Origin of the sequence: Paenibacillus sp. OK060 (genome assembly GCF_900101205.1) — a bacterium.
Classification (GTDB): domain Bacteria; phylum Bacillota; class Bacilli; order Paenibacillales; family Paenibacillaceae; genus Paenibacillus; species Paenibacillus marchantiae.
Genome location: NZ_FNFR01000012.1, coordinates 99,004 through 114,015, shown reverse-complemented (window position 1 = coordinate 114,015; position 15,012 = coordinate 99,004). Strand labels below are relative to the sequence as shown.

11 protein-coding genes and 1 tRNA gene are annotated in these 15,012 nt (G+C 46.4%); 10 read left to right on the top strand and 2 right to left on the bottom strand.

The genetic code is table 11. The features are described from left to right. The first annotated feature begins 48 nt into the window (after positions 1-48). Both BLS14_RS29685 and BLS14_RS29680 read left to right on the top strand, forming a co-directional pair. Positions 49-804 carry an SIMPL domain-containing protein gene (locus tag BLS14_RS29685; protein ID WP_072735758.1) on the top strand — a complete coding sequence of 252 codons (756 nt, stop codon included), beginning with the start codon at positions 49-51 and terminating at the stop codon, positions 802-804. 364 nt (positions 805-1,168) lie between these two features. Continuing rightward, complete coding sequence (locus BLS14_RS29680; protein ID WP_072735759.1) at positions 1,169-2,266, top strand: stalk domain-containing protein; 1,098 nt, start codon at positions 1,169-1,171, stop codon at positions 2,264-2,266. 284 nt (positions 2,267-2,550) lie between these two features. Here the strand turns inward: BLS14_RS29680 and clpP are convergent, their stop codons facing one another. Beyond that, complete coding sequence (gene clpP, locus BLS14_RS29675) at positions 2,551-3,147, bottom strand: ATP-dependent Clp endopeptidase proteolytic subunit ClpP (protein WP_063566492.1); 597 nt, start codon at positions 3,145-3,147, stop codon at positions 2,551-2,553. A gap of 177 nt (positions 3,148-3,324) precedes the next feature. After that, positions 3,325-3,399 (bottom strand) — tRNA-Arg (locus tag BLS14_RS29670). Positions 3,400-3,882: 483 nt separating this feature from the next. Between BLS14_RS29670 and BLS14_RS29665 the strand changes: the two genes are divergently transcribed. The 8 genes from BLS14_RS29665 to rnr all read left to right on the top strand — a co-directional run bounded on the left by BLS14_RS29665 (position 3,883) and on the right by rnr (position 14,895). Continuing rightward, positions 3,883-4,908 carry a sugar-binding transcriptional regulator gene (locus BLS14_RS29665; RefSeq protein ID WP_063566491.1) on the top strand — a complete coding sequence of 342 codons (1,026 nt, stop codon included), beginning with the start codon at positions 3,883-3,885 and terminating at the stop codon, positions 4,906-4,908. A 108-nt stretch (positions 4,909-5,016) separates the two neighbouring features. Next, positions 5,017-6,024 (top strand): type I glyceraldehyde-3-phosphate dehydrogenase, encoded by a 1,008-nt coding sequence (gene gap, locus BLS14_RS29660; protein WP_024629503.1) that lies wholly within the window; start codon positions 5,017-5,019, stop codon positions 6,022-6,024. Between the two features lie 149 nt (positions 6,025-6,173). Next, positions 6,174-7,355, top strand: a complete 1,182-nt coding sequence (gene pgk, locus BLS14_RS29655) for a phosphoglycerate kinase (RefSeq protein ID WP_024629502.1) — start codon at positions 6,174-6,176, stop codon at positions 7,353-7,355. Between the two features lie 33 nt (positions 7,356-7,388). Beyond that, a complete protein-coding gene (tpiA, locus tag BLS14_RS29650; protein ID WP_063566490.1) occupies positions 7,389-8,141 on the top strand; it encodes a triose-phosphate isomerase in 753 nt (250 codons plus the stop codon). Continuing rightward, positions 8,141-9,685 (top strand): 2,3-bisphosphoglycerate-independent phosphoglycerate mutase, encoded by a 1,545-nt coding sequence (gene gpmI / locus BLS14_RS29645; protein WP_063566489.1) that lies wholly within the window; start codon positions 8,141-8,143, stop codon positions 9,683-9,685. The genes tpiA and gpmI overlap by 1 nt, the downstream gene beginning before the upstream one ends. A gap of 240 nt (positions 9,686-9,925) precedes the next feature. Next, positions 9,926-11,212: a phosphopyruvate hydratase gene (eno, locus tag BLS14_RS29640; protein WP_063566488.1), complete on the top strand. Its 1,287-nt coding sequence runs from the start codon at positions 9,926-9,928 to the stop codon at positions 11,210-11,212. A gap of 220 nt (positions 11,213-11,432) precedes the next feature. Beyond that, positions 11,433-11,666: a preprotein translocase subunit SecG gene (gene secG / locus BLS14_RS29635; RefSeq protein ID WP_024629498.1), complete on the top strand. Its 234-nt coding sequence runs from the start codon at positions 11,433-11,435 to the stop codon at positions 11,664-11,666. Between the two features lie 451 nt (positions 11,667-12,117). Then, positions 12,118-14,895, top strand: coding sequence for a ribonuclease R (gene rnr, locus BLS14_RS29630; RefSeq protein ID WP_090811665.1), 2,778 nt, complete (start codon positions 12,118-12,120; stop codon positions 14,893-14,895). Positions 14,896-15,012: the final 117 nt, after the last annotated feature.

Genomic DNA, 15,012 nt, shown 5'->3' with positions numbered 1-15,012 from the left:
TCAAATCGATTTGAGTTTGAGATGTTAAAACTTAAGGAGGCTAACGTGATGGGTAAATTATGGATGAAACCGCTGGGCGCGGTGATGGTCGCAGGTACATTGCTAGTAGGAGGTACTGCGTGGGTGGCACCAAGTAACTACGCATATGCTGCTGAGGTACAGGGGGTACAGCAAAACGTGATTAACGTTGTGGGTACAGGTGAGATTCAGGTGAAGCCTGACATCGCTTATCTTTCCATTGGAGTGAACAGTACGGCAGATACCGCAGCCTCTGCGCAAAAAGCGAATGCAGCGAAAATTCAAAAGGTTAGCAATCTGCTGAAAAGTACGTGGAAAATCAGTGCGGATGATATTCAAACCAGCCAGTTCTACGTACAGCCTGACTACACGTATAGTGAAAAAGACGGACAGAAGATCAAAGGGTACACAGCTCATCACACATTGACTGTAACTTACCGGGAGATGGACAAGATTGGTGAACTCCTGGATGCTGCATCCCAAGCTGGTGCCAACAATATTGAAAATGTACGTTTTACGGTAGAAAAACCAGAGAGCTTTGAAGCTCAAGTGATTGAAAAAGCTGTTGCCAATGCTGATGTGAAAGCTGGAGCTATTGCAAAAGCGGTTAAACGTCAACTGGGTGCTGTTCTGTCTGTGAGCCAAGGTGACGCGAATGTACCTGTATTCTATGCAAGTGAGGCTTTGATGTCCAAGTCGTTAGCTGATTCTGCTGGTAGCACACAAATTGAAACAGGACAGGTTAAAGTAAGTACTACGTTGAATATTACTTATGAAATGAAATAAGTGAAATAAATAAGGCTGGATGTCCGTTAAAGATATGCTTGAGCGGGCGAAAGGCAATAATGACAAAGACGTTGTCCATCGGACAGCGTCTTTTTTGTTATAAAGGCGCACTTTGATGAAGTTTGGAAAGAAGAGGTGAAATATGACGAAATGAATTGCTGGTTTTTGGTATCTTTTTTGTCCATTTGTTCGTAACAAAACCTTCATTATAGACATCTGGATCGAACAACATTGTAACTGGAGCTGTAAACCTTTCCGCAATTGGGTTAATTATAATAAAGAGGTGAGCGTATGAGGCATACGATCAAATCAGGATACATACGCAATGACACTCAAATTTGAATTCGAGAGAGGAGTTTTATATATGACATCATGGAAAAAATGGACTAGTGCACTACTGGCGGCAGGAATTATTGTGGGGAGCGGGGCTGTATGGCAGGATAGTTCTGTACAGGCAGCTTCAGTATCCACGAAAGTGACAACACCTACTGAGGTAACTCTGAAGTCGGGAGGCAAAACTCTTACTCAAAAAGGGCTCCTTCAAGGTGGCTCCACTTGGGTATCGCTTACCGCAGTGAAAGATGTTGCAGGTGGAAGCTTGAAATATGATGCAAAGGCTAAGGAGTACTCCTTAACGGCAGCTAATAATACGATGACCATCAGCCTGATTGATGGGGCACCGAGTGTTAGAATTAATAACTACTATCCACAAGTGGAAGCGAAGCTGATCAATGGCCGATTGTATATTCCGTTTTCTGCAATGAGAGATTATTTGGGTGTTCAGGGCAACTGGGATGGCAAAGCCAAGACACTGACGCTGAGCAAAGTGAAGCAAAATAGCGTGACAGTCAAAGCGGCAACAGTGAAAGTCAGCATCAAGAACGCTGAAGTCGATATTCAATATCCTCAGGTTAGCGGACTGGCTAACGATAAAGCAGAAGCAGCTATCAACAAGGTGCTGAAAGATGAAGTCGATGCTTTTGTAGCAGATTTCAAAAAACAAACTAAGGAATTTGGTGACGCAGCAGCGAACCGTCCATATGCATTTGAGAGTTCTTATGTCGTGACATACAACGAAAATGGTGTGCTTGGACTCATTACGCAAAGTTATCAGGACTATGCAGGTGCACATGGCATGACGTTCCGTTCAGGTCACACCTTTGCTCTGGATTCCGGCAAGGAATTGAGTCTGGATGATGTAATTCAAAATAACAAAACTGTGCGTCAGACAGTAAGCAAAAAAGTTGGAGATCAGCTTAAAGCTAGCGGTGGTTACCTTGAAGGCTATAAAGGTCTGAATAAAGATCAGGATTTCTATGTAACACCAACAGGTGTAGTTGTATTCTTCCAGTTGTATGAGTATACAGCTTATGCGGAAGGCTTCCCAGAATTCCCGTTCACATACAAAGAGTTGCTTCCTAAAGGCACAGAGCCGTTCAGTGGCTTAACAGCAGACAAGTAAAGTATTAGAATTTCATTTCGTTGAAATGATGGCTAATAGCGTATGCGTAGCTCGGTTCGTAAATGTAACTTTAGTATTAGTCTTGGGCTTATTGCAAACGTAACGCTAAGAGAGTTAAAGTGAATCAATTAAATATGTATCATGCACTTTTAAATTATCTTCAAAAAAAGGACGCCCTCGTCATATTGACGAGAGCGTCCTTTTTTCATATAGCCCACTCAACTGGGCGTTGCCGTTTGAGTGGGCTATATGGTATATCCGTTTAATTGGCGATTCGCCTCGGCTTAGATGCCTTGGGAACCTACGTTTTCAATAACTTTATCGATGATACCGTAATCGGCAGCTTCAGCAGCGCTCATAAAGTAGTCACGATCTGTATCTTTCTCAATACGCTCCAGCGGTTGGCCTGAGCGCTCAGCGATGATGCGGTTCAACGTATCACGCATTTTCAGGATGCGGCGGGCACGAATTTCGATGTCCGAAGCTTGACCTTGCGCACCACCAAGTGGTTGGTGAATCATGATTTCGCTGTTAGGCAATGCAAAACGTTTACCTTTGGCACCTGCATTCAACAGGAATGCACCCATCGAAGCCGCCATACCTACACAGATGGTAGATACATCCGGTTTGATGAATTGCATAGTATCGTAAATCGCCATACCGGCTGTAATGGAGCCGCCGGGGCTATTGATGTATAAGTGAATGTCTTTCTCCGGATCTTCCGCAGTAAGGAACAACATCTGTGCCATGATGGAATTCGCCACAACGTCATTTACATCACTGCCAAGGAAGATGATACGATCCTTCAGCAATCTGGAATAGATGTCATAGGCGCGCTCACCGCGGTTGCTCTGTTCAACGACCATTGGAATATAACTCACGTGAAAAACCTCCTCAGAAATGTAAATGTTAATTGGTGTTATATATAAACTGTTACCGTATTACCCACATCATAAACAATTCCAAACAAAAAGTCAAAGAAAGTCAAACTAAGTTTGAAAAAAAAGAAACCTATTCGGTTTCATTGGTTAAGAGTGTTATGAGCTAATAATTAAGAATGGCGCGCCCGCCAAGAATCGAACTTGGATCTCAGGCTTCGGAGGCCTACGTCATATCCATTGGACCACGGGCGCACATTGATTATTGCTGCAAACATAGTTGCATAAAAGCAGTTTTGTAATAGAAGCTTCAAATATGTGACAGCAATAATGATTATAGCTCATGAGTAATTTAATTGCAAGCTGATGTTCGCTGTTTTGGTTTGGAATACCCTGAAATTGATCATGATGAAAATAAGTGGATAAAGAGCGCAAATAGGTAAATGCTAAAAGAGGTTTTGGACATGCCATATGAAAAACCATAGCAAGCAATATGTAGATGAGAATTTTACTTTGCTTCTATATATGGTGTCGAACAGGTTGTTCTCGATCATAGTAGATTGACATTGTGAAAATAGGCGCGTACAAACGCCTGAAACGTGTCGATTTAACGCTTCGAAACACTTGCATGTCACGTCAGTTTTAGGTAGAATAGACGTGGGACTTAAAAAGTTAACCCGGGACGTTTTGGGGCCATGAAAGAAAGCTTGGAACGAGAAGCTTGCGGGAGTGGAAAGCATGCGAACGATTTTAGAAGTGCAAAAGCAGCTTCTGCCTGATCTCATGGATGTCTTGAAGAAGAGGTATACGATTCTGCACCAGATCATGTTATCGGATGTGATCGGACGAAGAACGTTAGCTAATTCCATGCAGATGACCGAGCGGGTTCTGAGGGCTGAGACCGATTTGTTAAAGGCTCAGGGACTTATTGAAATTGACAGTGCAGGCATGAAGATCAGTGAGGCAGGGCATGAATTGCTGCAGCAGTTGGAACCCGTCGCCAAAGAGCTGTTCGGATTATCCGAACTGGAAGAGCGCATCAAGCAAGCCTACGGTCTGCAAAAGGTAGTTGTGGTTCCTGGTGATTCGGACATTTCTCCATTTGCCAAACGGGAACTGGGTAGAGCCGGAGCGAAGGCTCTGGGTAATATTATGACTGATAACGATGTTGTCGCCGTAACTGGCGGTTCAACAACGGCTGGAGTCGCAGAGCAACTGACTCCGCCAACATCGCTGAAAGGTGTCTGGTTTGTACCGGCACGCGGTGGGCTGGGAGAAAGCCTTGAAATTCAGGCCAATACGATTGCATCCACGATGGCAAAACGGGTAGGGGCCCAATACAAACTCCTGCATGTACCGGATTTGCTTAGTGATCATGCTTACGAATCACTAATCCAGGACCCAAGTGTTCAGGAGATTCTGCAGCTGATTCGAAAATCGCGGATCGTCATTCATGGAATCGGTGATGCCGTAGAGATGGCACGGCGCCGTAAACTTGCGACAGAGATCATAGATGAACTTCAGGCGCAAGGGGCCGTATCTGAATCCTTCGGTTATTACTTTAATGATCAGGGTGAGGTGGTACACACCATGCTTACGCTGGGCATGCGACTCCAGGATATTGAACGAACCGATGTCGTGATCGGAATTGCAGGTGGCAAAAGCAAAGCTGCTGCTATTCACTCCGTGCTGCGATTTGGCCAGGAAGATATTCTGATTATTGACGAGGCTGCTGCCGAAGTCATCGTTGCCGAAATGGAATAAGAGTTTACTTTTCACCACAACCATTGTTGTCTTGACGGACTTCACGGTCTGTCTTGAATATATAAGTTTCATAAAAAAAATTAATCAAAACTTGGGAGGAACTTACTCATGATTAAAGTAGGTATTAACGGTTTTGGACGTATTGGACGCTTGGCATTCCGCCGTATTCAAAATGTAGAGGGCATTGAAGTAGTAGCAATCAACGACTTGACTGATGCTAAAATGCTGGCTCATTTGCTCAAATATGATACAACTCAAGGTCGCTTCGATGGCGATGTTGAAGTACACGATGGCTTCTTCAAAGTGAACGGTAAAGAAGTTAAAGTATTGGCTAACCGTAACCCAGAAGAACTTCCTTGGGGCGACCTGGGCGTAGATATCGTTCTGGAATGTACTGGTTTCTTCACAACTAAAGAAGCAGCTGAGAAACACCTGAAAGGTGGAGCTAAGAAAGTTGTTATCTCCGCACCAGCTACTGGCGACATGAAAACCATCGTTTACAACGTAAACCATGAAATCCTCGACGGTACTGAAACTGTAATCTCCGGCGCATCTTGCACAACAAACTGCCTGGCACCTATGGCAAAAACACTGCAAGACAAATTCGGAATCGTTCAAGGTTTGATGACTACAATTCACGCTTACACTGGCGACCAAAACACTTTGGATGCTCCACACCCTAAAGGTGACTTCCGTCGTGCTCGCGCAGCAGCTGAAAACATCATCCCTAACACAACTGGTGCTGCTAAAGCAATCGGTCTGGTTATTCCAGAACTGCAAGGTATCCTCGACGGTGCAGCTCAACGTGTGCCAGTAGCTACTGGTTCCCTGACTGAGCTCGTAACTGTTTTGAACAAAAAAGTAACTGCTGAAGAAGTTAACGCAGCTATGAAAGAAGCTTCCGATCCACAAACTTTCGGATACACTGAAGACGAAATCGTATCTTCCGATATCCAAGGTATCACTTTCGGTTCCCTGTTTGATGCAACTCAAACTAAAGTTCTGACTGTTGGCGACCAACAATTGGTTAAAACTGTAGCTTGGTATGACAATGAAATGTCCTACACTGCTCAACTGGTTCGCACTTTGGAGCACTTTGCAAAAATGATTAAGTAATATCTGCAATAACATAGAGCGGAAACAGATGCTATTGTTTCCGCTCTTTATATATCAACATTTTGCAAATTTCTCAAAAACACCAGGATTGACAAGGGATTTCAGCTCTTGATTGGTCCACCAAATACATGGGTGCGGAGGAAATACAGATGAACAAAAAAAGTGTACGCGATATCGAATTGACAGGAAAACGGGCTTTTGTCCGTGTAGATTTTAATGTGCCGCTCGAAGATGGTAAAATTACAGATGACAAACGTATTCGTGCCACGCTTCCTACGATCAACTACTTGATCGAAAAAGGCGCTAAAGTTATTTTGGCAAGCCACATGGGCCGTCCAAAAGGCGAAGTGGTTGAATCCATGCGTTTGACTCCAGCTGCTGAGCGTTTGTCCGAATTGCTCGGTAAAAAAGTCGTTAAAGCGGATGATTCCGTTGGCGAAACAGTAAAAGCTCAAATCGCTGAACTGAACAATGGCGACGTATTGTTGCTTGAGAACGTTCGTTTCCACGCAGGCGAAGAGAAAAACGATCCTGAATTGGCAAAACAATTTGCTGAACTGGCTGACGTATTCGTTAACGATGCATTCGGCGCAGCTCACAGAGCACACGCTTCGACAGAAGGTATCGCTCATTTGTTGCCAGCAGTATCCGGTCTATTGATGGAGAAAGAACTTGAAGTGTTGGGCAAAGCAATCTCCAACCCTGAGCGTCCTTTCACAGCAATCATCGGTGGTTCCAAAGTTAAAGACAAAATCGATGTGATCGACAACCTGTTGAACATTGCAGACAACGTAATCATCGGTGGCGGCCTGACTTACACGTTCTTCAAAGCACAAGGACATGAAATCGGACAATCTCTGTTGGATGATTCCAAACTGGACGTTGCTCTTGGTTTCATTGAAAAAGCGAAAAAATTGGGCAAAAACTTCTACCTGCCGGTAGATATCGTTGTATCTGACGACTTCAGTGCAAGTGCAAACACACAAATCGTTGGTATCGACGGCATCCCTGCAGACTGGGAAGGCGTGGACATCGGACCGAAAACTCGTGCAATCTATGCTGAAGTGATCAAAAACTCCAAGCTGGTTGTATGGAACGGACCAATGGGCGTATTCGAAATTGAGCCTTTCTCTAACGGTACACGTGAGGTTGCCGAAGCTTGTGCAGAGACAGAAGCATACACCATCATTGGTGGTGGTGACTCCGCAGCAGCAGCTGAGAAGTTCAAATTGGCTGACAAAATGGACCACATCTCTACAGGTGGCGGTGCATCGCTCGAGTTCATGGAAGGCAAAGTGCTTCCTGGCGTAGTTGCATTGAACGACAAGTAAGCTTTAAGCTATAGCATGAAGGAGTTGAAAACCATGAGAACACCGATTATCGCAGGTAACTGGAAAATGTTCAAAACGGTTTCCGAATCCAATGACTTCATTCAGGAAGTTAAAGGAAAAGCGGAAGTTGAAGGCGTAGAGACTGTTATTTGCGCACCGTTTACGAATCTGCCATCCCTGGTAGAAGCCGTTAAAGGCACAAACATCAAAATTGGTGCACAAAATCTTCATTTTGAAGACAACGGTGCATTCACAGGTGAAATCAGCGGCGTGATGCTGAAAGACCTGGGTGTGGATTACGTCATTATTGGTCACTCGGAGCGCCGTCAATATTTTGCGGAAACCGATGAGACTGTCAATAAAAAGTTGCATGCAGCATTCCGTCACGGATTGACTCCAATCTTTTGTCTTGGTGAGACGCTTGAAGAGCGCGAAGCTGATCAAACGAAAGACGTGTGCAAAGTGCAAACGGAAGCTGCTTTTGCAGGTCTGTCCGCAGATCAGGCAGCACAAGTGGTTATCGCTTATGAGCCAATCTGGGCGATTGGTACAGGCAAATCCTCCACTTCCCAAGATGCGAATGAAGTTATTGCTTACATTCGTACGCTGGTGAAGGATCTGTACGACCAAAAGGTAGCAGATGCAGTTCGTATTCAATACGGCGGCAGTGTTAAACCTGAGAACGTAACAGAATACCTCGGACAAAGCGACATCGACGGCGCGCTTGTTGGCGGTGCCAGCTTGCAGCCGGCTTCGTTCATCGCGCTTGTTGAGGGGGCGAAGTAATGACAGCTCCAAAACCTGTAGCACTGATCATTATGGACGGCTTTGGTCTTCGTAACACGGTGGAAGGCAACGCGGTAGCGCAAGCCAAGAAACCGAACTATGACCGTTTTATGAGCCAATTCCCACACACAACTCTCACTGCTTGCGGTGAAGCGGTAGGTTTGCCTGAAGGGCAAATGGGGAACTCCGAGGTAGGTCACCTGAATATTGGTGCCGGCCGGATCGTATACCAGGATTTGACTCGTATCTCCAAATCGATTCGTGACGGTGAATTTTACGACAATGAGACACTCGTTAAAGCTGTTCGCGAAGCGAAACAAAGCGGTAAAAAGCTTCACTTGTATGGTTTGTTGTCCGATGGCGGCGTACATAGTCACATCGACCACTTGTTCGCTATGCTGGATCTCGCCAAAAAAGAAGGAATGAATGACGTATACATTCATGCTTTCATGGATGGCCGTGATGTTATGCCAGATAGCGGTAAAGAGTTCATGCAGAAGCTGATTGCCAAAATCGAGGAAGTCGGTGTAGGACAAATCGCAACGGTTCAAGGTCGCTACTATGCGATGGACCGTGACAAACGTTGGGAACGTGTTGAGAAATCATATCGTGCCATCGTTTATGGTGATGGACCAAAATACACTGATCCACTCAAAGCAGTTGAAGAATCGTATGAAAAATCCGTATTTGACGAATTCGTTGAACCAACGGTTATCGTTAAAGCGGATGGCCAGCCGGTAGGTTTGGTGGAGAGCGGCGATTCCGTCATTTTCCTCAACTTCCGTCCTGACCGTGCGATCCAACTGTCGCAAGTATTCACGAACCAGGATTTCCGTGGTTTCGACCGCGGTCCGAAGTTCCCTGTGGGCTTGCACTTCGTGTGCCTGACCTTGTTCAGCGAGACCGTTGAAGGTTACGTGGCTTACTCGCCTAAAAACCTCGACAACACGCTGGGTGAAGTTCTGGTACAGAACAACAAGAAACAATTGCGTATTGCAGAAACCGAGAAATACCCGCACGTAACCTTCTTCTTCAGCGGCGGCCGTGATGTTGAGCTTCCGGGCGAAACACGCGTGCTGATCAACTCACCAAAAGTTGCAACGTACGACTTGCAGCCGGAGATGAGCGCGTATGAAGTAGCTGACGCATGTGTTCGTGAGATTGAAGCAGACAAACATGACGCCATCATTCTGAACTTCGCTAACCCTGATATGGTTGGACACTCCGGCATGCTGGAGCCTACCATTAAGGCAGTAGAAGTAACAGACGAATGCATGGGCCGTGTTGTGGATGCAGTTCTCGCTAAAGGCGGCGTTGTGCTGATTACTGCGGATCATGGTAACGCGGATATGGTGTTCGATGAGCAAGGACGTCCGTTCACTGCTCACACAACGAACCCGGTTCCACTCATCGTTACAGATGCTAACGTTACCCTGCGTGAAGGCGGAATCCTCGCGGATATCGCTCCAACGATTCTTGACCTGATGCAATTGCCTAAACCGGCTGAAATGACTGGTACATCTGTCATCGCTACCCGTAAATAATATAATTTTAATAGGTTATTGAATAAGGCCTAAGTTGAACCTTAACGAAGCGGGCAGAACCGATCTGTAGAAGCGAAGCGTTCGCCTTTATCACATGATTTCAACTTATAAAAACAAGTTCAAAGAAATCAGGGGATAACAGCGATCGGAAGACGGTACTGCATGCGGAGTGGCCTGGTGAAACTCAACTATTCTGAACGTATTAAAATAAAATTCCAAATTAAAAGGAGATTATCACTCATGACTATTATTTCTGACGTGTACGCTCGCGAAGTCCTTGACTCCCGCGGTAACCCTACAGTTGAAGTTGAAGTATACCTGGAGTCCGGCGCAATCGGACGCGCAATCGTTCCATCTGGTGCATCTACTGGTGCCCACGAAGCTGTTGAGCTTCGCGATGGCGACAAATCCCGTTACCTGGGTAAAGGCGTTCTGCAAGCTGTTAAGAACGTAAACGAAACAATCGCTCCAGAAGTAATCGGTATGGATGCATTGGATCAACTGGGTATCGACAAATTGATGATTACTTTGGATGGTACGCCAAACAAAGGTAAACTGGGTGCTAACGCAATCCTGGCTGTATCCATGGCTGTAGCTCGCGCAGCTGCTGACGCTTTGGATCTGCCATTGTACGTTTACCTGGGCGGATTCAACGCTAAAGTACTGCCAGTACCAATGATGAACATCATCAACGGTGGTGAGCATGCTGACAACAACATCGACGTTCAAGAGTTCATGGTTCTTCCAGTTGGAGCACCAAGCTTCAAAGAAGCTCTTCGCGTAGGAGCGGAAATCTTCCACAACCTGAAATCCGTACTGAGCTCCAAAGGTCTGAACACAGCTGTAGGTGACGAAGGCGGCTTCGCACCGAACCTTGGTTCGAACGAAGAAGCAATCACTACAATCATTGAAGCTATTGAAAAAGCAGGTTACAAACCAGGCGTTGACGTATTCCTGGGTATGGACGTAGCTTCCACTGAGTTCTACAAAGATGGTAAGTACACACTTGCTGGCGAAGGTAAATCTTACACTTCCGCTGAGTATGTTGACCTTTTGGCTTCATGGGTTGAGAAATACCCAATCATCACAATCGAAGACGGTATGTCCGAAGATGACTGGGATGGTTGGAAATTGCTCACTGAGAAATTGGGAGACAAAGTACAACTCGTTGGTGATGACCTGTTCGTAACGAACACAGAGCGTCTGGGTAGAGGTATCGAACAAGGTATCGGTAACTCCATCCTGATCAAAGTTAACCAAATCGGTACATTGACTGAAACATTCGATGCAATCGAAATGGCTAAACGTGCAGGATACACTGCTGTAATCTCCCACCGTTCCGGTGAGTCCGAAGACAGCACAATCGCTGACATCGCTGTTGCAACAAACGCGGGTCAAATTAAAACGGGTGCTCCTTCCCGTACAGACCGTATCGCGAAGTACAACCAATTGCTCCGCATCGAGGATCAACTGGGCGAACTGGCTCAATACAATGGTCTCAAAGGTTTCTACAACCTCAAAAAATAAGTTGTCTTACGACAACTCATGGGCAAGCCGGGTAACCGGCTTGTCTTTTTTATTAAGTTGATTTTAATTACTAAAGAAGATTAAAAGGGTTGAAAATGTTGGCTATATCTCAGTAATTGAGGAAATGCCACTACTTGTATCACGTTAATAGCTGTGTTACAATTAAAGTAACTGTTTTTATGGTGAGATGTTATGCCCACATGGGTAGGAGGTGGAAAGAATGGATATTGCTTTGAAATTGCTGCTCGTGGTGTTTTCGATCGGTCTAATCACTGTAGTATTGCTGCAGCACGGGAAAAGCGCTGGTTTGGCGGGTGCCATCTCCGGTGGTGCGGAACATCTTTTCGGTAAAACGAAAGCGCGCGGACTGGATCTTTTCCTGCAACGTGCAACAGTTGTACTGGGTGCAGGATTCTTCATTTTGTCTATCATCGTTACGGTTGTCTCCAAGTAAGAGTTGGAGTGCCTTATGTAACGCGATAGTTTCGAGCAGGAACGCTTGAATGATTAACCTTCGTTTCGAGAAGAAACGGAGGTTTTTTAATAAATTCATTCATGACCAGTCTTTTCCAATGAACTACATGATTCTGATCTTCGATTTCTTCTCACTTCCGTTCGGTAACCTTCCTACATATTCGCCCTGTTCTGGGCCGATTCTTTTCTGTCTTTTCGAGAGCAAAACACATGTAGCATAAATGCTGTTATGATGCATGAAAGCGCGGTTATGCAAGGGGCCATGCATGCTTGGTTTATTTTGCAGGGTACGGATGCGCCGGATTGAATTCGTGTATACTAGGGTATGAGATAGTGAGGCCTGAGTTAATTGGTTTTTCTATTTGTAAGGTTTCTGATACATAGAGAGATGAGACAAGATTACACTTTTATGTTTCCCGAGGTGAATATTAATGATAACAGAACAACAATTGCTCGACTTTATGCGGGATACCGCTTATAAACCGATGACTTATCAGGAACTGGAACAGCACTTCGAGATTGAAGACGCGGCTGATTTCAAAGCCTTTTTAATTATGCTTAATACGTTGGAGGAATCCGGCAAAGTCTTGCTGACTCGCAATAACCGCTACGGCATGCCAGAACGTATGGATTTGGTGCGCGGACGTTTGCAGGCTCATGCGAAGGGGTTTGCTTTCCTCATCCCTGAGGATCGGGAACACCCGGATGTGTACATCCATGCCAATGATATGAAAAGCGCGATGAACGGAGATACGGTATTTGTTAAAGTGACTTCTCAAGGTCCTTCCGGTGGGCGTTTGGAGGGCGAGATTGTCCGTATTGTTACCCGTGCGGTCACGCAAGTGGTCGGTGTATTCCAAAGCCACGAGGTTTATGGCTTCGTCATTCCGGACGATAAGCGGATTAACCGGGATATCTTCATCCCACGGACGAACTTTAATGGAGCTGTTGATGGGCAAAAAGTTGTTGCGAAAATCGTCAGCTATCCAGAGGGCCGGGCAGCAGCAGAAGGTGAAGTGATCGAGATTCTCGGTCATAAGGATGAACCGGGCATTGATATTTTGTCAGTGATCCGTAAACATCAGCTGCCTGAAGCTTTCCCGGATGAAGTGGTGGAAGAATCCGAAAAAGCACCGGATGCCATTACGGAAGAAGAAATTATCCAGCAAGGTCGCCGCGATCTGCGTGGGTTGAATATCGTTACGATTGATGGCGAAGACGCGAAGGATCTCGATGACGCTGTCAATGTGGAGAAACTACCTAACGGTAACTATCGTCTGGGCGTTCATATTGCCGATGTAGGCTATTATGTGCAGGAGAACTCCAAGCTGGACCAGGAAGCGTACAATCGGGGATGCAGCGTGTATCTGGTGGACCGTGTTATTCCGATGCTTCCGCAACGGTTGTCCAACGGGATCTGTAGTTTGAACCCGCAGGTAGACCGCTTGACCCTGTCTTGTGAGATGGAGTTCAACGACCAGATGAAGGTTGTGAAACACGACATTTTCACAAGTGTTATCAAGACCAAAGAGCGGATGACGTATTCCAACGTTCGTAAAATTCTTGAAGGTGAAGAGCCTGAATTGTTGGAGCGTTACAAGGACCTAGTGGATGATTTCCACTTGATGAAAGAGATTGCTTTGAAGCTTCGTGCGATGCGTATGCGCCGCGGTGCGGTTGACTTTGATTTTGAAGAATCCAAAATCATCGTGGATGAAGAATGCAAACCAGTCGATATCGTGAAACGGGAGCGTTCGATTGCGGAGCAAATCATTGAGGAATTCATGCTGGCAGCCAATGAAACGGTAGCAGAGCATTTCCACTGGTTGAAGGTTCCGTTCATTTATCGTGTGCATGAAGATCCAGATCAGGAAAAACTGCAAAATTTTCTCGCCTTTGCGGCGAATTTCGGACACCACGTCAAAGGACGTGGCAACGCGATTCATCCACGGGCTCTTCAATCCCTGCTTGAGGATATTAATGGAACGAAGGAACAAACGGTTATCAGTACAATGATGCTGCGTTCCATGAAACAGGCCAAGTATGATTCCGAGATGTCCGGTCACTTTGGTCTGGCAGCAGAGTTCTACAGTCACTTCACATCACCGATCCGTCGTTATCCCGACCTCGTCATTCACCGTGTTATTCGGGAAGTGATTGAGAACAATGGGGCTTTGCCTGAGAACCGTCAGGAGTATTTGGCGGGACGTATGGCAGATATTGCTCAACAGTCTTCGGAACGTGAGCGTGTGGCGGTTGAAGCTGAGCGCGATACAGAGAAAATGAAGAAAGCAGAGTACATGCTCGATAAAGTCGGCGAAGAGTTCGAAGGCATGATCAGCAGTGTAACCAGCTTCGGTATGTTCATTGAACTGGAAAATACGGTAGAGGGTCTGATTCGCCTGAGTGCGCTCACAGACGACTATTACCATTTTGACGACCAACATATGGCTCTGATTGGCGAACGCACCTCCAAGGTCTTCCGCATCGGTGATGAGGTGAAGATTCGTGTAGCGCGTGTGAGCATGGAAGAGTACACGATTGACTTTGAAATGGTTGACATGAAACCTCGCGGCGAACGTCCAGGTGGCTTCAGCGGTGGACGTGGCGGTAAAGGTGGACGTCCTGCTGGTGGCGGAGCACGCGGCGGCGCGAAGAGTGGTTCTGGTGGATTCAGTGGCTCGCGTGGTGGTAAAGGCGCGCCAATCGGTGCTGGAGGCAGCCGTGGCGGCAGATCAGCCGATGAAAGCAGCAAAGGCGGACGTGGCGGTCGTAGCGGAGCTTCGAACACAGTAGGAAGCTCGGGTGGCAAAGGTGGCGGCAAACCGAGAGGTGAGCGTCGTGCTGGAGATGCCGGCGGATCAGCAGGCCGGAGTAAGGGGGCGGTAAGCTTTGGTTTTGGTTCGGGCAAAGGTGGTTATAGCTCTACCGCAGGTGGCCAGGAAGGCACTTCAGCTAGTGGACAAGGGAATGCTCTGAACAGCGGCAGCAGTCGTGGTGAAGGAAGCTTCAAATCCGGTAAAGGCGGAGGTAAAGGTGGCAAAGGCGGTAGTGGACGCAAAAACACCTCACCTAGCGGTGTGTTTATCGGAGAAGGAGCTACACCGGGCGGTGTTCAGGAAGGCGGAGCACCACGCCGTAAGCGCAAGAAGAGTAAAGGCGCACCAGCCAACGGAACGGCGGCTTTTGTACGGAAGAAGAAAAAGTAATCGCGTTTCGCTGAGCATGAAATGAGTGTAATGGGAAGGGGCGGCGCAGACCGCCTCTTTCTTGATTTTAACAGCGGTCCTTGCTACAATTAAGGTCTGGCATGTGGTACCTGAGGA

What these genes read in the sequence shown, in the direction of transcription:
- BLS14_RS29665 (WP_063566491.1), top strand. Translation starts at nt 3,883, where the DNA reads ATGCGAACGATTTTAGAAGTGCAAAAGCAGCTTCTGCCTGATCTCATG.
- gpmI (WP_063566489.1), top strand. Translation starts at nt 8,141, where the DNA reads ATGACAGCTCCAAAACCTGTAGCACTGATCATTATGGACGGCTTTGGT.
- secG (WP_024629498.1), top strand. Translation starts at nt 11,433, where the DNA reads ATGGATATTGCTTTGAAATTGCTGCTCGTGGTGTTTTCGATCGGTCTA.
- gap (WP_024629503.1), top strand. Translation starts at nt 5,017, where the DNA reads ATGATTAAAGTAGGTATTAACGGTTTTGGACGTATTGGACGCTTGGCA.
- eno (WP_063566488.1), top strand. Translation starts at nt 9,926, where the DNA reads ATGACTATTATTTCTGACGTGTACGCTCGCGAAGTCCTTGACTCCCGC.
- pgk (WP_024629502.1), top strand. Translation starts at nt 6,174, where the DNA reads ATGAACAAAAAAAGTGTACGCGATATCGAATTGACAGGAAAACGGGCT.
- BLS14_RS29685 (WP_072735758.1), top strand. Translation starts at nt 49, where the DNA reads ATGGGTAAATTATGGATGAAACCGCTGGGCGCGGTGATGGTCGCAGGT.
- rnr (WP_090811665.1), top strand. Translation starts at nt 12,118, where the DNA reads ATGATAACAGAACAACAATTGCTCGACTTTATGCGGGATACCGCTTAT.
- BLS14_RS29680 (WP_072735759.1), top strand. Translation starts at nt 1,169, where the DNA reads ATGACATCATGGAAAAAATGGACTAGTGCACTACTGGCGGCAGGAATT.
- tpiA (WP_063566490.1), top strand. Translation starts at nt 7,389, where the DNA reads ATGAGAACACCGATTATCGCAGGTAACTGGAAAATGTTCAAAACGGTT.